17 protein-coding genes are annotated in these 18,278 nt (G+C 65.9%); 4 read left to right on the top strand and 13 right to left on the bottom strand.

Going from position 1 to position 18,278, the window contains the following annotated elements:
* Positions 1-45 precede the first annotated feature (45 nt).
* The 3 genes from AAHS21_RS26445 to AAHS21_RS26435 are packed head-to-tail and all read right to left on the bottom strand — an operon-like array spanning position 46 to position 3,958.
* On the bottom strand, positions 46-1,377 hold the full coding sequence (locus AAHS21_RS26445; protein WP_342930485.1) for a deoxyribodipyrimidine photo-lyase: 1,332 nt from the start codon (positions 1,375-1,377) through the stop codon (positions 46-48).
* Entirely contained in the window at positions 1,377-1,856 is a 480-nt protein-coding gene (locus AAHS21_RS26440) for a TspO/MBR family protein (protein ID WP_342930484.1), read from the bottom strand. Before AAHS21_RS26440 ends, AAHS21_RS26445 begins: the two co-directional genes overlap by 1 nt.
* On the bottom strand, positions 1,853-3,958 hold the full coding sequence (locus tag AAHS21_RS26435) for an MMPL family transporter (protein ID WP_342930483.1): 2,106 nt from the start codon (positions 3,956-3,958) through the stop codon (positions 1,853-1,855). Before AAHS21_RS26435 ends, AAHS21_RS26440 begins: the two co-directional genes overlap by 4 nt.
* Before the next feature lie 76 nt (positions 3,959-4,034).
* On the opposite strand from AAHS21_RS26435, the gene AAHS21_RS26430 reads away from it, so the two are divergent.
* Positions 4,035-4,529 (top strand): MarR family winged helix-turn-helix transcriptional regulator, encoded by a 495-nt coding sequence (locus AAHS21_RS26430; protein WP_342930482.1) that lies wholly within the window; start codon positions 4,035-4,037, stop codon positions 4,527-4,529.
* Here AAHS21_RS26430 and AAHS21_RS26425 read toward each other — a convergent pair.
* Entirely contained in the window at positions 4,515-6,674 is a 2,160-nt protein-coding gene (locus tag AAHS21_RS26425) for an MMPL family transporter (protein WP_342930481.1), read from the bottom strand. The two genes, AAHS21_RS26430 and AAHS21_RS26425, sit on opposite strands and share 15 nt — an antisense overlap.
* Before the next feature lie 308 nt (positions 6,675-6,982).
* On the opposite strand from AAHS21_RS26425, the gene AAHS21_RS26420 reads away from it, so the two are divergent.
* The 3 genes from AAHS21_RS26420 to AAHS21_RS26410 are packed head-to-tail and all read left to right on the top strand — an operon-like array spanning position 6,983 to position 9,989.
* Positions 6,983-7,630 (top strand): heme-binding protein, encoded by a 648-nt coding sequence (locus tag AAHS21_RS26420; RefSeq protein WP_342930480.1) that lies wholly within the window; start codon positions 6,983-6,985, stop codon positions 7,628-7,630.
* 2 nt (positions 7,631-7,632) lie between these two features.
* Entirely contained in the window at positions 7,633-8,679 is a 1,047-nt protein-coding gene (gene fni / locus AAHS21_RS26415) for a type 2 isopentenyl-diphosphate Delta-isomerase (protein ID WP_342930511.1), read from the top strand.
* A complete protein-coding gene (locus AAHS21_RS26410; RefSeq protein ID WP_342930479.1) occupies positions 8,676-9,989 on the top strand; it encodes a glycosyltransferase in 1,314 nt (437 codons plus the stop codon). Before fni ends, AAHS21_RS26410 begins: the two co-directional genes overlap by 4 nt.
* Here AAHS21_RS26410 and AAHS21_RS26405 read toward each other — a convergent pair.
* From AAHS21_RS26405 to AAHS21_RS26365, 9 genes are all read right to left on the bottom strand, one after another.
* Complete coding sequence (locus AAHS21_RS26405) at positions 9,916-10,476, bottom strand: MarR family winged helix-turn-helix transcriptional regulator (RefSeq protein ID WP_342930478.1); 561 nt, start codon at positions 10,474-10,476, stop codon at positions 9,916-9,918. The two genes, AAHS21_RS26410 and AAHS21_RS26405, sit on opposite strands and share 74 nt — an antisense overlap.
* 190 nt (positions 10,477-10,666) lie before the next feature.
* On the bottom strand, positions 10,667-11,662 hold the full coding sequence (locus tag AAHS21_RS26400) for a DUF5914 domain-containing protein (protein ID WP_342930477.1): 996 nt from the start codon (positions 11,660-11,662) through the stop codon (positions 10,667-10,669).
* A complete protein-coding gene (locus AAHS21_RS26395; protein WP_342930476.1) occupies positions 11,659-13,188 on the bottom strand; it encodes an FAD-dependent oxidoreductase in 1,530 nt (509 codons plus the stop codon). The genes AAHS21_RS26400 and AAHS21_RS26395 overlap by 4 nt, the downstream gene beginning before the upstream one ends.
* Entirely contained in the window at positions 13,185-13,910 is a 726-nt protein-coding gene (locus tag AAHS21_RS26390; RefSeq protein ID WP_342930475.1) for a class I SAM-dependent methyltransferase, read from the bottom strand. Before AAHS21_RS26390 ends, AAHS21_RS26395 begins: the two co-directional genes overlap by 4 nt.
* Positions 13,897-14,208, bottom strand: a complete 312-nt coding sequence (locus AAHS21_RS26385) for a lycopene cyclase domain-containing protein (RefSeq protein WP_342930474.1) — start codon at positions 14,206-14,208, stop codon at positions 13,897-13,899. The genes AAHS21_RS26390 and AAHS21_RS26385 overlap by 14 nt, the downstream gene beginning before the upstream one ends.
* Positions 14,205-14,528: a lycopene cyclase domain-containing protein gene (locus AAHS21_RS26380; protein ID WP_342930473.1), complete on the bottom strand. Its 324-nt coding sequence runs from the start codon at positions 14,526-14,528 to the stop codon at positions 14,205-14,207. The genes AAHS21_RS26385 and AAHS21_RS26380 overlap by 4 nt, the downstream gene beginning before the upstream one ends.
* The gene (locus AAHS21_RS26375; RefSeq protein ID WP_342930472.1) at positions 14,525-15,490 is read right to left on the bottom strand and encodes a phytoene/squalene synthase family protein; all 966 of its coding nucleotides are present in this window, start codon (positions 15,488-15,490) and stop codon (positions 14,525-14,527) included. The genes AAHS21_RS26380 and AAHS21_RS26375 overlap by 4 nt, the downstream gene beginning before the upstream one ends.
* Positions 15,487-17,010: a phytoene desaturase family protein gene (gene crtI / locus AAHS21_RS26370; RefSeq protein ID WP_342930471.1), complete on the bottom strand. Its 1,524-nt coding sequence runs from the start codon at positions 17,008-17,010 to the stop codon at positions 15,487-15,489. The genes AAHS21_RS26375 and crtI overlap by 4 nt, the downstream gene beginning before the upstream one ends.
* On the bottom strand, positions 17,007-18,098 hold the full coding sequence (locus tag AAHS21_RS26365; protein WP_342930510.1) for a polyprenyl synthetase family protein: 1,092 nt from the start codon (positions 18,096-18,098) through the stop codon (positions 17,007-17,009). Before AAHS21_RS26365 ends, crtI begins: the two co-directional genes overlap by 4 nt.
* Positions 18,099-18,278: the final 180 nt, after the last annotated feature.

Genomic DNA, 18,278 nt, shown 5'->3' with positions numbered 1-18,278 from the left:
TTTCGGTCTGCCGTATATTCCGCGCGCCAGGTGAGCGCGGGGTGGCTAAGAGCCGATGTCCTGGTAGCGGCGCAGCGCCTCGGCGCGCTCGGTGCCGTGGTCGACGATCGGTTCCGGATACCCTTGCGGCCGTTCGCCTTTGCGTAAGTGCACATCCTCGGCACCGCGGAGTTCGGGGACCCAGTGCCGGATGTAATCGCCTGCGGGATCGAACTTTTGGCCCTGGGTGGTCGGGTTGAAGACCCGGAAGTAAGGTGCGGCGTCGGTGCCACAACCCGCGCACCACTGCCAGCCGTGCTGGTTGTTGGCCATGTCGCCGTCGGTGAGCTGGTCCAGGAACCACTCGGCGCCCCACTGCCACGGCAGATGCAGGTCTTTGACCAAAAACGACGCGACGATCATCCGTACCCGGTTGTGCATGAAGCCGGTCTCGTGGAGTTGGCGCATGCCGGCGTCGACGATCGGGAATCCGGTCCTGCCAGCCTTCCACGCTTCGAGCCGACGTTTGGCTTGCGCGCCCGTATCGGTCTGGATGCCGTCGAAGTCGCTGTTCCAATTGCGCCAGGCGCTGGCTGGCCAATAGTGCAACACCCCGGCGTAGAAGTCACGAAAGGCCAACTCCCGCAAGTATGTCTGCGCTCCGGCTGCACCCAGGTTCATCGCCGCCACCATGGTGCGGGGATGAATGGTGCCGAACTTCAGATGGGCCGACATCCGGCTGGTGCCCGGCAGGTCCGGCCGGTTGCGGTCCTCGGCGTAGCGTTGCAGCCCGTCGTCGGCGAACTGCTTCCACTGCGAAAGTGCCGCCGCCTCACCGGTTTCGAGACCCAGCTCGACGCCGGGGTCGGGGATCTCGCACCGTTTGACCACGTGGGTCGGGTCGAGCCAGCGTGCCGAATCGGCGCTCGACTGTGCGGGTTTGCGCCATCCTTCTTCTCGCCACTTCCGCAGAAACGGGGTGAACACCTTGTAGGGTTCACCGTCGTCTTTGGTGACGCGACCGGGCGACACCAGATACGGCGATCCGGTCGCAACCAACGGCACCGAACCCAGTGCGGCGCGCACCTTTTCGTCGCGGCGTTTTCCGTAAGGCGCGAAATCCTGCGAAATATGCACTGCTGTCGCGTCGATCTTCTTGGCGATGCGGGGAATCTGCTCCTCAGCGCGGCCCCGGGTCACCAGTAGCCGGCCGCCCAGGTCGTCGTGCAGTCGTCGCAGTGTGTCACCCAGGAACTGCAGGCGGCGCTGCCCCGACGAGTTCTCGAGCCGGGGGTCGACCACAAAGCAGGCGAGCACCTCCTCGGATTCGGCCGCGGCGAGCAGCGCGGGATGATCGCGCAACCGCAGATCGCGGCGAAACCACAAGAGGGCAGGCACTATCGGTTCAGCCGCCAGATGTGGGTGGACAGCACCGTGGCGAAGGCACACCACAGCGGGTAGGGCGCCAGGGCCGCGCCGGCGCGAGGGTCGGCCGCGGCGGCTCGGCGGGCGAGATCGGCGCTGCTGACCGTCAGCGCGGCCGCACCGAGCACGGCCGCGCCGAGTTTGTGAAACCGGAAGAACAGCCAACTCCATCCGGCGTTGAGCAACAGGTTGACGGTGAGGGCGGCGGTATAGCCGCGCGCCTTGTCATGCTGTCCCGCCGCGCGGAACTTGTCCACGGTCACCGCGGACGTGGTCGCGATGTCCGCGTAGAGCGCGGTCCACACGATCGGAAAGGCGACGCTAGGCGGCTGGTATGCGGGTTTGCGTAGTCGCGTGTACCACCCGGGCACGCGTCGGGGGCTGGCGATGCTTCCGGTGCCCGCGGCGACGGCTACGGCAAGTGACGTCACGGCCAGAGTTGAGCGCTTCACAGCGTACTCCGTTCATATTGGATCGAATTGCGCTGTTGCGCAATGACTGTCGATTCAGTTGGCTTTGCGGGCCACCAGATGCGATCGCCGATGAGGGCGAACAGAGCGGGTATGACCAGCGTGCGCACCACAAAGGTGTCGAGCAGGACCCCGAGGCCGACGATGATCCCGAGCTGGGTCATCACGATCAGCGGCAATACTCCCAGCACACAGAAGACCGCTGCTAGAACGATTCCCGCGCTGGTGATCACGCCGCCGGTCGCCGACACGGCTCGAATCATGCCATCGCGTGCCCCGTGCCGTGCCGATTCTTCACGGGCTCGGGTGACCAGAAAGATTGTGTAGTCCACGCCGAGGGCGGCCAGGAACAGGAACGCGAACAATGGGGTGCTGTTGTCCAGGGCCGGAAATCCGAAGACATGCAGGCTCGTCCAGCCGCCGAGACCAAGCGCCGCCAGCGCGCCGAGAATCGTCGCGGACAGCAGGTTGGGCGGGGCCAGTGCCGAGCGCAGCAGCACGAACAGGACGACGAGTATCACGATGAGGATCGCCGGGATCAACGTCAGCCGGTCGTGCACGGCGGCGTCGCGGACGTCGAGGGCTTGGGCGTCGGGTCCGCCTACCAGCGCAGCGGGGGAGGCGGATTTCGTCGAATTGCGCAGTGCGGCAATGGTGGCGAATGCTCGGTCCGACGAGGGCGCGGCGCTGGTCACCACCGACCATCTCGTCAGACCGGAGCTCGACTGACCCGCTTCGGTCACCGAGACCACCCCGGGAGTCGCGGCGATCGCCGTCCGCACCTGGGCTGCCTGGGAGCTGGGGGCCACGACCACCGTGGGGTTGGCCAAGCCGGCGGGAAAATGCGCGGCCACGACGTCGTAGCCGGAGACCGAGTCGGCCTGTACCCGGAATTGTTCGTTCTGGGACAAGCCGATTCGAGTTCCCAGCAGGCCCCCGGCCAATGCCGCCAGCACCGCGATCGCCACGACGGCAACGACGGCGGGACGACGGGCCACCTGTTCGGCGACCCGGTGCCATGCTCCGGATTCCACAGTGGCGGCGCCGTCGGGCCGGGGAATCAACGGCCAGAACAGTCGCCGGCCGCACAGCGCGAGCAGCGGTGGCAGCACCACCAGTACCGACAGGGCCGCGATGACCAGGCCGCAGGCTGCCAGTGCGCCCAGGCTGCGGGTGCTGGGAGTCGACGCGAAGAGCAGGGTGAGCAGTGCCAGCACCACGGTCGCATTGCTGGCGACGATCGCCGGCCCCGCCCTGCGCACCGCCAGGCGCAACGCGTCGCGGTGGTCGGGATGGCTCCGAAGTTCTTGCCGGTAGCGGGAAATCAGGAGCAGCGCGTAATTGGTGCCCGCCCCGAACACCAGCACGCTGGTGATCCCGGAGGTCGCGCCGTCGAAGCTCAGGCCCGTCACCGACGACACCGCGGTCCCCACCGCCGCCGCCACCCGATCCGCGAAGCCGATGACCAATAGCGGTGCCAGCCACAGCACCGGTGAGCGGTAGGTGGCGATCAGCAGCAGCGCGACCACGGACGCGGTCACCGCCAGCAGCGTGATGTTGGCGTCGGTGAATGCGTTGGCGATATCGGCGCCGAACGCCGGGCCTCCGGTGACATGGGCCGCCAGATCGGCGGGCAGGCCGTCATGTGCCGCCGTGCGCAGCGCGGCGACTCCCTGGTTGAGCACCATGCCGGACAGATCGGCCCGGATGGTCACCAGGCCGATGGCCGCCTTGCCGTCCGCCGACACCATCGGCGGCTGCATGTTTGCCGCCGCGAACGGTGCGACGACGCGCTGCATTCGGTCACGGGCGGCCTGGGTCGCGGTCACGTCGGCAGAGTCCAGTGGCGCGCCGTCGACACGGCTCACCACCAACAGCAGCGGAGCCTCATCGCCGCCGGGGAACTGCCTGGCCAGAGCGTCGATCTTGGCCGATTCCGAGTCGCTGGGTACCGACAGCGGCGCCTGCCCGGCCGATGCGTTTGCGCCGATCAACACGATCAACCCAATGCCTAACAGGGCCGCGGCCAATCCCAGCCGCCACGAGCGACGGTTGGTCACCCACGAGGCGAGAGTGTACGACATCGGCACCATTATTTCAGTCAGTTAATCATTAATCAACTTAACATTCTGGGTCAGAAAGCGCTATGCTGCGATTCTGATGTACCCCAACGAGGGCTCCACCGAACGTGTTCGGCTCGAAGCACTGATTGCGGCCGACGCACGTAGCCTCAGCGCCGAGTCCGACCAGATGGGTCGAGTGTTCGCGGCGGTACACCGGTTGCATCCCAATGACTTTCGCGCCCTTTTGCACATCCTGGTGGCCGAGACTTCTGGCGCGCCACTGACATCGGGGGAGTTGGGTCAACGGATGGGCTTGTCCGCGGCGGCCATAACCTACCTGGTCGAGCGCATGATCAATTCGGGTCACATTACCCGCGATTCGGACGCCAACGATCGGCGTAAGGTCATCCTTCGGTACTCCGATCCCGGTATGGCGACCGCCCGCTCGTTCTTCAGCCCGTTGGGCATCCACACTCGTGCGGCGCTGGATGACTTACCTGATGCGGATTTGGCTGCGGCGCATCGGGTCTTCACGGCACTTATCGCCGCGATGCGCCACTTTCAGGGTGAGTTGGGTTCAGCCCAACCCTAGCCGCGCCGCACGGTCACCAAACGTTCGATCGTGCCATCGCGCCAGCGGCGCGGGTGCCCACCAATTTCGGCCGCCAAGCACATGCATGAATGCCGGCACGAGTAGCACGCGCACCACAGTCGCATCCATCAAGACGGCGATCGTCAGCCCCAAACCGAACATCCGCATAAACGACACCCCGGCGGAAATCAGCGCCGCGAACGAGATCGACATCAGCATCGCCGCGGCGGTGATGATGCGGCCCGTGCGGGCCAGACCCCGGGCGATACTTTCATCGTTGTCCGACCGTGTCCGCGGTGAGCTGAGCCAATACTCGCGGATCCGGGCCAGCAAAAAGACCTCGTAATCCATCGACAACCCGAATGCGATGCAGAACATCAGCACCGGGACGTTGACCGCCAGCGTGCCCGTCGATGTGGTTCCTGCTGCGCCGAGGTGACCGTCCTGAAAGATCCACACCAACGCACCGAACGTCGCAGTCAGCGACAGCATATTGAGTAGTACCGCCTTGACCGGAAGTATCACGCTGCCGGTAAGCAGGAAGATCAGCACCATCGTCACGACAGCGATGAAGGCGAACACGAACGGCAACCTCGACGTGATGCCGTCGATGCAATCACGATTCGTTTGTGCCAGCCCGGTGATCAGGACAGGCCGCTCTTGCGGCGGGACGACCGCGTGCAATCCAGCCAATTGTGCCTCTGACGCTCGGGTGAAAAGCGGTGCCGTGCTTTCAACGGTCAGGTAAGCGCTGCCGCCGGCGATCCCGGCGGGAGCCGACGGCGGACCCTTGGCCGCACCGGCGACGAAGGTTCCGGTTGGAGAGGACACCGCCGAGACATCGGTGACTCGGGACAGCCGCATGGCGTAGTTGTCCAGCTCCGTGGTTGTCAGACCGTCGGATTCGGGAAAGACGACCTTCACCCGGGTCTCAGAATTCGTGCCGAATTCGGTACGGACTCGATCGTTGACGACGCGGGCCGACGACGATCTCGGCAGCACGCGGTCGTCGGGATAGCCCCACCTGACACCGAGGAACGGCGCACCGAGTACAAGCAAGACTGCCGTGAGGGCCATCCCCACTGGGATTGCTTGACGCATAACGAATTTCGCGATGCAGTACCAGAAGCTCTGTTCCAGGGTCCGTTGTGCTGACGGGCGAGAGAGCAGCCGACGACCCCATTGCCCGACGTTCAGAGCGTCGAGCCGGTCTCCGATCAGCGCGATCGCTGCCGGCGCCACCAACACCGCCGCCACGGCGGCGAACACGACCACTGCCGTACCGGCGTACGCGAAGGACTTGAGGAAGTACATCGGGAACAGTGCCGTCGCGGCCAGTGCGAGGGCGACCGTGCACGCCGAGAACAACACGGTCCGGCCGGCCGTGGTCACGGTTTTCACCAACGCCTCGTCGCGGCCCACCCCGTCCGCGCGCTCGTCGCGGTAGCGGCTGATGATCAGCAAGGTGTAGTCGATGGCCAGGGCGAACGCCAGTGCCACCGTCACGTTGAGGGCAAAGACCGATACATTCGTCAGCAACGCGATCGCGCGCAATACCGCGAGTGAACCCGCGATCGCCAAAGCGCCTACGGCCATGGGAAGCGCCGCGGCCGGTATCCCGCCGAACACCCAGACGAGAGCGATGAAACTCAGCGGTATCGCGATGACCTCCATGCGAAGTAAGTCTTTTGCGGTCTGCTGATTGATCTGTTCAAACACCAACGCCGAACCACCCGCCCGCACGGTCACACCTTGCCGGTCGCCGACGTAACGCTCTGCGAGTGTCTGAGCATGTTTAGGAGCGCTGTTCTCATCCCCCTTGAGTGCGACGAGGATCATCGCGGTGTTGGCGTCGGGGGTGAGTAGCCCCGGCGCAGAAGGGGAGTCCCAGGGGGATGCCACCTGAGACACGAAGGGAGATTTCGCGAGTTGCCCGACGATCTCGGTACCGACCGCCCTCGCCGGGCCGTCCCGGGCGCCGCCCGGCGAAGTCACCAGCAGAATGAGTTCCAGCTCACCCTGACTGAACTTTTTCGCGAGTACTGCCGCCCCGCGGGCCGATTCGGAGGCTGGGTCCATGAATCCGCCGGCCGACAGGCTGTCGGCAGCGGGCAGGCCGAATACGCTGCTGGCAAACAGGACCAAGAGTGCTATTCCGATAACTCGCTTGGGGTGTTGCACACACAATCGTGCCGCTCGGGCCAAGGGGCCGCGGCCGGAATCGACCCGCGGCGGGCGACTGCGGGCGAGCAAGCGCCGGTTGCGCGGTCGGGTTATCCGGCGATACTTCACCGACTTCTGGCGGACGGCGAATCCCACGGCGAGTGCGACCTCCAACCGTTGATTCCCGCGGCTTCGGCGCCGATGATCGATCCCGAGATTACGTTAAGTAAATGAAATATTCAAGTATTTAACTAATATGGAATTTGCGTTAGGCTGGCGTCGTATTCCCAATGAGTGAGGTCGCTGTGTTCGGGTCGATTGCAAGCATGGTCGGACAGCTGCTCGAGGCGGCTGGTTCGGTGGTTGGTTACCGTCACGGCACCGAGGAGCCCGACCACAGCGTCGAGAAGCTGACGGACAACGTAGAAATCCGCCGCTACGGTGCGCGGATCGCCGCGGAAACGACGGTGCGAGCCGACGAAGAGAGTGCCCGCAACGCCGGCTTCCGGCGACTTGCCCGCTACATATTCGGCGCCAACCGCGACAGCCAGAAGATCGCCATGACGGCACCAGTTGAACAGCACACCGGAGAGGACGAGGACGTCGCGACTGCGGTGGCGAACTCGCCGTCGGACAACGCAGACTGGGTGATCAGGTTCTTCATGCCTGCCGACAAGACCCTGGAGTCATTACCGGTGCCCGACGACGCGGAAATCAGGTTGGTGCCCTTGCCGCCGGAGACGATGGCAGTGCGTCGCTTCTCCGGCAGTCGCAGTGCCAGCGCTGTCGCCGCGCAGGCCGCTGAGTTGTTGAGCACGTTGCGCGACCACGGATTCGAAGCCACCGATACGCCCGCGGCGTGGTTCTACGATCCGCCGTGGACAGTTCCGCCGTTGCGGCGCAATGAAATTGCGGTGCCGGTCAAGCGGACCGGATGACAATGACGGCCGATCGCGCTGAGTTGACCACGCGCAAACGCCGACACATCGACGTTTGTCTGCACGATGACGTCGGGTATCAGGGCACGACGACGGGTTTGGAACGCTACACGTTGCCCTACAACGCCTTGACCCAGACCAACCTCGACGATATCGACTTGTCCACCGAATTTCTCGGGGTGCGGCTGCGGGCGCCCGTGCTGCTGGGCGCGATGACCGGCGGCGCACAGTTGTCGGGCACCATCAATCGACATCTGGCCGCTGCCGCGCAAAGACTCGGCCTTGGGATGATGCTGGGGTCACAGCGGATCATGCTCGAAAGTGCGTTGGGCGAGCGGGCCGCTCCCAGCTTCACCGTGCGTGACGTGGCACCCGACGTGCTGCTGTTCGGCAACATCGGGCTGTCGCAGTTCACCAAGGATGCGATAGGCGACATCGCGCAAGCGCTTGACCGGGTGGGGGCGAATGCACTTGCCGTGCACACCAACCCGTTGCAGGAGGCGATGCAGGACAACGGCGATACCGACTTCGCCGGTTCACTGGACCGACTCCATGACCTCACCGATAAGCTCGGTTACCCCGTGCTGTTGAAGGAGGTCGGCCACGGCATCGGCGCCACAGCGATCGCCGAATTGTTACGGCCGACCGGTGCGGCGCCGGTGGCGGCCATTGATGTGGCGGGCGCGGGCGGCACGTCGTGGTCGCGCGTGGAGCAATTCGTCCGCTACGGCGAGCTGCGCTATCCAGATCTGGCGGACTGGGGCATACCCACCGCGCAAGCGGTGCGCGAGGTGCGTGCGGCCCTGCCGGCCATACCGTTGGTCGCCTCCGGTGGAATCCGAACCGGCACCGATGCCGTCAAAGCGCTGTGTCTGGGTGCTGACGTCGTGGCCGTTGCTCGCCCGCTGCTGTCGGCTGCCGTCGAATCAGCCTCTGCGGTAACCGACTTCCTGCAGGGATTCATCGACGAGATGCGCATATGCCTGCACGGATGTGGTGCACGAGATCTGGGCGCACTCCGAGAGATCGGCGTGAGCACAGTCCCGTGAGGCAAGCGCGAGTTCTGGCGTACGGGTCGCCCGCGCTCGGCCACGTGTATCCGCTGGCGGCGCTGCTGCGGGAAATGGCGGCGCGCGGTCACCAAGTGCACTTGCGCACCCAAGCGGCGCAGGTGCAAGCCATGGCGGCCATCGGATTTCGCGCCGAGCCCGTCGATCCGCGGATCGAGGCGATCACCGGGCAGGATCGGCTGGCCACCAACCCCTTTGGGATGTTGAAGTCCACCATCGACGTGCTGTGCCGGCGGGCAGTCGTGGAGGTCGACGACCTGCGCCGTGCTATCGAGTCCGTGGCGCCCGACGTGATCATCGTCGACGCCAACTGCTGGGGGGCTATCTCGGCTGCCGAGGCCAGTGGCGTTGCGTGGCTGGTGTTTTCCCCCTTCACCCCGTACCTGAGTTCACGCGCGGCCCCACCGTTCGGCCCCGGTTTCCGGCCCATGGCCGGCCTGGCCGGACGCGTCCGTGACGCACAGGTACGTCCAATGGTCCACCATCTCTTCGATCGCCGGATACTGAAGAGCGTCAATCCGATTCGGGCAGCGTTGAAGGTGAGCCCGGTCGGCTCGGTGGATGAACTGATGAGACGCGCTCCGCTGCTGTTGGCGGTGGGGGGTGAACCCTTCGAATATCCGCACCCCGATTGGGACGACTCGGTGCACTTCCTTGGTGCGTGTTTTTTCGAGCCCACCCCGGTGGTGGTGCCCGAGTGGTTATCGGCCATCGACGATCCGATCGTATTGGTGAGTACGTCCTCGATCCCGCAGGCCGACGCCAAGCTGGGGCAGATGGCGTTGCGCGCGTTGGCCGATCAGCCCGTCCACGTGGTCGCCACCTTCCCGGCCGGCGTGCCCGCGGAGCTGCCGCGCACAGCCAACGCCACCGTGTGCCAATTCGTGCAGCACAGCGTGGTACTCGACCGCGCGATCTGCGCGGTGACGCACGCGGGGATGGGGGCCACGGTGAAGGCGCTCAGCCGGGGTGTGCCGGTCTGCGCGGTGCCGTTCGGGCGCGATCAGGCCGAGGTCGCGCGCCGCGTTGAGGTGGCGCGGTGCGGCACCCGGCTGCCGGCGCGAAGGCTGACACCCACCCGGCTCGCCGACGCGATCCGCAAGGCATCGGCGATGACCGATGGTGCGCGCCGGGTGGCCGAGGGTTTCGCCGCTACCGGGGGCGTGGTACGCGGTGCCGACCTGATCGAGCAACGCTTGTTGGGCACCGCACGGCTTACTGCGCCAGACCCTGACGCCGACGTGACTCCGCGGGTTCGGAGTTCTCAGACGAGTTGGGCACCGAGGTGAGGACTTCCTGCTCGAACGTCGACATCGCCGTGATCATCGCGGTGAAGACACGGTGTGCGGCCATCAAGTCCTCGTCGCTGAGGTCGGCCATCGCAGTGGTGAAATGCGCACCGAGAGGTTTGAAGAAGGAATGCGCCATGGTCATACCGGTGACCTCGTAGCGCAATAACCACTTGCGCCGGTCCTTCGGGTCGGGTTCACGCCGGATATGTCCGGCTTCGATCATCCGATCGACGAGATAGGTGACCGCCGCGGGAGAGACGTCCATTCGCTGCCGCAACTGCGCCAACGTCAACGGCTCCCCGGCCGTCTCGGCGACCATGATGTGCAGCAGCGCGTGGAAGTCGCTGTTGCTGACTTCGTTCATGCGCGCGAAATGACGGCCCACCCGGTCGGACCGCGCGGTCATGGCCCGCAGATCGGCCGACAGCGATCTCTCCAGCTCAGCACGGCTGAGTTGGGGGTCGTGCGCACCGCTGTTGGTCACTTACCGGATCCTTCACTAGTTACACCAGGGTATCCGCGCGCTTTGCCGAGAACGACTCGAGCGGCGTGCCAGAGGTGAACCTAGCGCAGCGGCCGAGTCAAACGCGTCAGGTTCGGGTCGGGTCGTGGCCCTTGTCGGTCAATACCTGCGCCTTTCTGTCGGTCGAGTTCGGCCACCGGGCGGATCATGGTCAGCTGCCGGAGCGGATCCGATATCGGCGTTCGGCGTAGTCGATGTCGTCGCGCCACAGCCGCTTGGTGGCGAAGCGCACCAGGCGCGTGATGATCGGTGCCGCACGCCCGGCAAATCGGAATCTGGGTCGCTCCGAATGCGCGACGACGGCTTCAATGACGGCGACCCGCGGACGTCCATCCGGCCCCGGGCCCAGCGGCGTGGCATGGGTTTCCACGACGCTGCCGGTTCCTTCGCCTTCGACGATGCGCATCACGACGGTGCGGGCCTCCGGGCTGGTGAATTCCGCTATCACCGGAACGCCGACGGGGCCCATCCGGAACGTGACCGCGACGATGAAACGGTCGTCGTGCTCGGTCGGGGCGGTGAGCACCTCCAGCTCGGTGAACGAGTAAGGGTGAAACCATGCGCCGTGCCAGGGGTCGAGCCGGTTGGCGATGATGTCGGCCGGCTCGCAGCGGCCGACCAGGTGGGCGACGGTGTGCACCGTTTCGCCGGTCGGTCGGGTAGGGATGACCGGCGCGTCCAGTGGCGCCTCGCCGCCGACGGAGTCGAGGCGTACCCAGGCCAGCACGCCGTCGTCATGACTGGGATAGGGGCGCCAACGCATGTCACATGTCCGGCCGTCCAGCGCCAGGCCGTGCCAACGACAGAACAACACACCCTCGCGCACCACCCCGGTGGAAAGGTCGGCCCCCAGATGTGGACAGCCCGCCGGCCCGACGCACAGTCGGTGGTCTTTGTCGCGCCAGGCGACCATCTCGATGCCCGCGACGCACGCGCCGAGCGGACGATCGCGACGGATGTCTCGGCTCGCCGCAAACGCATACCAGTTGCCGGTGGGCCTGGACTGGGACCGGGCCAACGTGGCCTCGATGAGGGCCGGGTTCGCCTGGCGATAGGTCGGTTGCTGCTCGGACCACGGGCTGCGCGGCATGATCTCAACCGGCCAGTCTTTGGGCAGCCGGCGGCGTAGCTGATCGCGGACGTTCATCGCGAGCGTCCTTGCCGTTCGGCCAGCGACCGAAGCAACCTCGACCGGCCACGGATCGGAACCGTGCACAGCTCGTGGCCGGCCAGTCCCCACTTCGCGAGCAGCCGATTAGCGGCCACCCAGCCGGTCGTGGCGGCCCGTTCCATCAGTGCCACGGGCAGATCCACCCGAACACCGTCACCGGCCAGCATCAGGGCGGGCTGTGGTGTGGTGACGGTCGGGCGGCGCCCGTAGGTGCCGGGGGCGAACAGCGGGCAATCGCTTCGGCGCAGCACACGCTCGCGCACCACTCGCGCAGTTGCGGTCTCGGGGTACATTCGGTGCAGCTGTCCAATCGCCGCTTCCTGCGGGGTATCGCTATCGATTGCATACGAATGTAATTCGACAACGGAGCCACCGGTGCGGCGGGTCCATTCGGCGGCTTCGCGCTCATAACGCTCGAGCACGCTGATGTTGTCCAACGGGGGATGGCCGGCGGTGCCGAGGAAGGGTGCTCGCCCCCGGTCGACCGGCCGGTCCAGCCACAGGCGATGAACCACGAATGGCGGCGCGGTCCGTAATTCGCGAATCCTGTTGTACCACTCGTCGTCTCCAAGGCCCGGGGATGCGGCCGCTACTTGCTGTAGACCGCGCGTGTCGAGTGCGAGTACCACGGCGTCGGCGTCGAACCGCTCGGCCGAATTCGTCTCCACCCGCAGGCAGCTGTTCGCGCCAGAGGCAACACGGCGAACCTCTGTACCGAGGTGCACCCGAACGCCCCGGTCTGCCAAGTATTCCCGCAACGGATTCCACAGGCTCACATTGAAGTTCGCGTTCGCAACATCGAAGAGCAGGCCTTCGTTGGAACCCAGGAAGTAGATGTGGAACATGGTCGCCAGTTCCGCGGCCGACAACTGGTCCGGCGCAGCGAAGAAGCTGCGCGAGAACACTTCGAACGCGAGGTGACGCGCCGACTCCGGGAAGTTGAGGCTTTTCAAGAATGATTCGGCGTCGATGTGGTCGAGCTGCCGGTAGATGTCGGGCACCGAGACCGCCGCCAGCGGTGCAGCGGTGCGAGCATCGATGCGAGCCAGGTCGCCGAGGCGAAAAGTCGGGCTGCGCAAGGCGAATGCGAGCGCATTCCACGGCGGTGTCCGCGGGAGGCCTTCGAAAGTGTCCCGCCGGCCCGCGCCGTCGACCAACGGATAGTCGTCGACTGCGACGAGCATCCGGAGTTGTGGATCGACGCGGCGCAGCAGTGAGCGCAGGTTGTAGTACTGCCGGAAGAACGCGTGGAACCCGCGGTTCATCGCAAAGTCGTTGTCTGGCTGAAGTTCTCCAGGTTCGGTCCAGCCCCCGACCCGACCACCCAGGTAGGCTTCGCGTTCGACGATGTCGACGGTGACACCGCGTTCGGCCAGGCCGGCCGCGGCAGTCAGGCCGGCGATGCCCGCTCCGACGACCACGGCACGGGGCCGCGACGGCAGGGCCCGTGCGTCGGGCAACCCCGGCGGTGCCGGGTGAAGGTAGCGGCGGCGGTCGGTCATTGCGGCGCATCCGCCCGGAATGTGTGGACGATGTTGCGTTGCCAGCCGGGGACCGTGTCGCCGCGCACCGAGGTGAAACCCGCGTCACGCATCCGGCGCTGGAACCGCGCCGCCCCGTCGAAGGTCAACACGCTGCGCCACAGGTGGCGGTACAGCACCGTGTCGCGCGTTTGCAAGCCGCCGGCGGGAATGATGATGCCCCAACATACCGCATGCCAAATCCACTGCGCCACAGTTGAATCGCGCACCGAGTACTCGTGCACCACCAGCGTGCCGCCCGGGCGCAGCAGGTCTCGAAACGCGGACAGCGCAGCGTCGGGATCGGCGAGGTTGCGCAGCAGATACGCCGCCAGGATGCCGTCGAATGGTCCGTCGACACCGTGCTCGCCGAGTCTTTCGACGCGCGAATGCACAAACCGCACGGATGGCGGCCATCGCTTTTTCCTTGCGGCGTCCAGCATTCCGCTCGCCGCGTCCACCGCGACGATCTCGGCTTCGGGCGCCACCTTCAGCAGCGCCGCCGTGGATGCGCCGGTACCGCAACCCGCGTCCAGCAATCGCAGACCCCGGCCGCGGCCGGGAAGTTGCATACGGTGTGCGGACAGCTGAAGGGCGGAGTGGTAGCCCGGGTTGGCTCCGACCAACCGGTCATAGGCGTGCGCGCCGACGTTGAACGCCGTCGGCACGTCGTCGCGGGGCAGACCCCTGTCATCTATGCGCACGCTGGTACTCCCAGAGCAATAATACGGCCGTGACCATTGCGAACCCGAACAGGAAATCTTCGATCGGGATGTCGAACGGGAACCGAATCCCGCTGGTATCGCGGTCGTTGTACAACACGATAGGCGCGCTGCGCTTGGTCAGCCAGCCGTCGACCGGTACTTGGAAACCGAGCACGATCACCATCGACAACCAGTAGGCGAGTCGCCTGAACAGCCCGGTACGCAGCAGGGCGAACTCCAGCCCGATCACCGCCAGTACCGACACGACGGCGGGCACGGTGTAGCCCAGCCCGGTCATCGGCGTCGGCCCCGGTCCAGGATGGCGGTGACCGCGTTGTAGGTCAGCAAGGCGCACAACGGAATCACGACGAAGAAGAGCAATTCCTCCACGGGGATGCGAAACGGAATATGCAGGCCGCTGAGGTAGGCCGTGTTGTATGTCCACACCCCGGCGGCGATCGCGACCGCGTCCCACACCAGGAACACGACGGCAACCGGGAGCACTGCGCGCAGCAGGCGCAGCGGTTGGCGGTAGACGCCGGGCCTGAACAACTCCAGCGGCGCGGTGATCGCCAAACACAACCCCAGCACGATCAGGTACTGCCAACGGTCGCTCACACGACACCGCGCTTGCGGTGTTCGGGGTCGGCGTCGGACTCGGCGAACCGCAGCCGCCAGGACCACAGCAGTCCCTTCGCGGCGACTTGGAGTCGTCGCGGCATCCCGACCGTCGCCCGGCCGGTGAATACCGAGAAGTCGGTCTCTTCAATGCGGTCCAGGATCTCGGAATACAGCGTCAACGCGGTCGCGACGCAGGGCCGCGACCGCGGTGCCAGCAGCGAGATCCCATTGGCGGCGTAACGATAGATTTTGCGGGTGATGTCGTGCTGAGCCGCCAGTGCCTCGCGCACGCGCGGATCGGTTTGGCCGTGGCTGTGACACCACATCAGCAGGTCGCGATCGACACCGTGGCTGGCGAGTTCGTCGGCGGGCAGATAGACCCGGTTTCGCTGCAGATCTTCGTCGACGTCGCGCAAGAAGTTGGTGAGTTGAAAGGCGCGGCCCAGGGCCGCCGCACATGACGCTGCCTCTGTCGGGTCCCCGACTATGCCGAGTATCGGAAGCATCTGCAATCCAATGACTTCCGCGGAGCCGCGCATGTAGACATCCAGTGCGTCGCGGTTCGGGTAGTCGGTGACGGTGAGGTCCATCCGCATGGAGGCGAGGAAGTCCTCGAACAGATCCGCAGCGATGCCATAGCGACCGATGGTGTGGGTGACCGCGACGAGAACGGGTTCATCCTCATGCGGGTCGGCCGAGAACAACCGGTCGGACAGCCGCTGCAACCGCTCTGCGCGCACCTGCGCGTCCAGGGCCGCGTCGAACTCATCGAGGATGTCGTCGGCGTGGCGGGCGAAGCCGTACAACGCGTGGACAGCCGGACGCTGATCCGGCGCCAGCAGGCGAGTCGCCAAAAAATAGGTGCGGCCGTTCTTGGCCGCGATCTTGCGGCAGTGGCGATAGGCGAGCCGAAGCCGCGGGTCGTCAACTCCGGCTGCATCCAATTCGGTGCGGATCATCGCAGCGGCGCCTTCATATCGAGAACTGTTGCGGTCCGTGCCTTTTCGACGGCAACCCCGGTAATCCGGTCGGCAGCCAGCCGTCCGGAGATCAGCGTGGTCGGCACACCCACGCCGGGCACCGTCGACGAGCCGGCCAGCACGGCGTTCGCTATTCCGCGCACGGTGTTGGCGGGCCGGAAAGGACCGGTCTGGGCGAAGGTGTGGGCGAGCGCGAACGGAGTGCCGGCCGCCATGCCTTGACCTGCCCAATCGGCGGGGGTGACGACGCCGAGGATTTCGGCGCTGTCGCGTACTCCGGGCAGCAGGCGTTCCTGCACCGTATCCAGCAAGGTGTCCGCGTATGCGGGACCGCGGTGCGCCCAGTCGATGGGTCCGTGCGCCAGGTTCGGCGCCGGGGCCAACACATAGAGCAGGTCGCGTCCGTCGGGGGCCAGACCAGGGTCGCTGACGGTGGGCCGAGTCACCAGCAAGGACGGGTCTCTCATGGTGCGGCCGTCGCGGATGATGTCGGTGAACGTCTGCTCCCAGGACTCGCCGAAAAGTATGGTGTGATGCGCTTGTTGGGCCGCATCGGCGGCGTCACAGCCCACATGCATGACCACCGCCGACGGGGCCGGGCGCGCCGGCAACAGCCGGCGTGGTCGCCGGCCCAAGAGCTGATAGGTAAGCGGCAGTTCGGTGGTCAGGACGACCGCGTCGCACTCAATGCGATCACCGTCGGCGGTGCGCACCGCGGTGACCTGCTCACCGTCGCGGTCCAGCGCGGAAATCGTTGACCCATAACGAAATTGGACTCCGGCCTCGATGGCGGCCGACGCGAGGGCGTCGGGCAGCGCGCGGACGCCGCCGCGGGTGAAGAAGACGCCGGCGACCGTGTCCATGTAGGCGATCACGGCGTATACGGCCAGCGCCTGCTGCGGCGCGACTCCGGCATAGAGGGACTGAAAGGTGAAAATCCGCCGTAGCCGCGGGTCACTGATGTGACGCCGGACCATGGTTTCCCACCGCCGGAACCCGCCCATCGCCGCGAGTTGCACCAGCCTGCGGTTCACCAGTGATAGCGGAGAGTTGAAGTTGGATCCGATGAAGCCGTCGAATTCCGTGCGGTACAGGCGATCCAGCCAGTCGCGTAGCTGTAGGTAGCCGGACGCCTGCTGTGGGCCGGCGAACTCGCGTATCGCCGCGGTCATCGCCGCGGCGTCGGTGTGGACGTCGATGCTGGTACCGTCGGCGAACCTGGCCCGGTAGGCCGGATCGATCGGCATCAAGTCGACGAATTGCGAGCGGTCTTTACCGACCGCGGCAAACGGCTCGTCGATGATGTCGGGCATGGTGAGCACCGTGGGTCCGGTGTCGATCCGATAGCCGCCGACGTCGAGTCGGCCGGCGCGTCCACCGGGCCAAGCCTCACGCTCGACCACGGTGACCTCGCGGCCTCGGCCGGCCAGATGCAACGCTGCCGACAGGCCCGCGAATCCGGCTCCGACCACGACGACGCGGTCGCTTCGTGCGCTCACGCGGCCCGCCTGGTGCAGACGCTGGCCATGTCGACCAGTGCGCCCATGATCAGATCGTCGATCGATCCGTCGGCCAGGGCGTTACACGCCTTGGCGACACTGTCATCGATCAACCCCTCGATGAATTGCACCGCCCCGGTGGCCAATATCATGTTGCGCCAGTATTCCACCGCGGCCTCGTCAAGGCACTCGCAATTCATCAGCTCGCTGAACTGCCGTCGGGTGGCCGCATCGGCGAGTTGGTAGGCAGCCACCACGACGCTTGTCGCTTTGCGCTCGCTGAGATCGCCCCCGTTGGGCTTTCCCGTCACGGTGGGAGAGCCGAAGACGCCGAGGATGTCGTCGCGCAACTGGAACGCCTCGCCGATGGCCGCACCGTACTGGCCAAGGCTGGTCAATGCCCGTTCGTCGCAGCCCGCCATCGCCGCACCGATCTCCAACGGTCGTCGTACCGTGTAGTTGCCGGACTTCATCCGGGCCACCTGCAGGACCGAATCCATCGTCGGCAGATCGCGCAGATCGGTTGCCAGGTCGGCGAATTGGCCTACCGCCAGCTCGGTACGCATGGCGTCGTAGCGCGGCCAGGCGCGCTGCAGCGGCTCGGCCGCCAGCCCGCTGTCGCGAAGCATCTGTTCGGCCCAGACCAGGCACAGGTCGCCGAGCAAGATCGCCGCCGATTCTCCGAACCGCAGCGACGAACCGGCCAGACCGCGCTGTCGATGCCAGTCGGCGAACTGGACGTGCGCCGCGGGACGGCCGCGCCGCGATGGTGAACAGTCCATAACGTCGTCTTGCAGGAGGGCGAACGCCTGCAGTAACTCGAGACTGGCTGTCGCCGACAGCGCCGCACTGTCCGGCCCTGCGCCACAAAGCCAGCCCAGATACATGAACGTCGAACGCAGGCATTTTCCGTCTCTGACAAATTCCAGCAAAACATCCCCGGCGACGTCGACGCCGCAGCGGCCCAAGTCGTCGGCGCAGCGCACGGCGACGAACCGCGTCAGCTCGGCCAGGACGGCTTCTCTCAGGCCGCTTCGCCACGCTCGCAGTTGACCCGGCTGGGGTGGCAGCACAGCAGTCGACGGCATCGCTTCGACCGGGCGTACTTGCGGAAACGAACGCACGGTGGCCACCGAAGCACCCCCAGCACGGTTGGTCGGCCGCTGTTGGGAACGGCTCAGATTCACGCGTTGGTACCCCTTCGACGAGACAACAAACGGGCGACTGCCGGTTCTCGGGCGATGTCTGTCCACCGGTCAGTTGGATAT

The organism is Mycobacterium sp. 050272, from assembly GCF_039023525.1.
GTDB lineage: Bacteria > Actinomycetota > Actinomycetes > Mycobacteriales > Mycobacteriaceae > Mycobacterium.
Note: the sequence above shows the minus strand (reverse complement) of the source record. Positions and strands in the feature narration are given on the sequence as shown.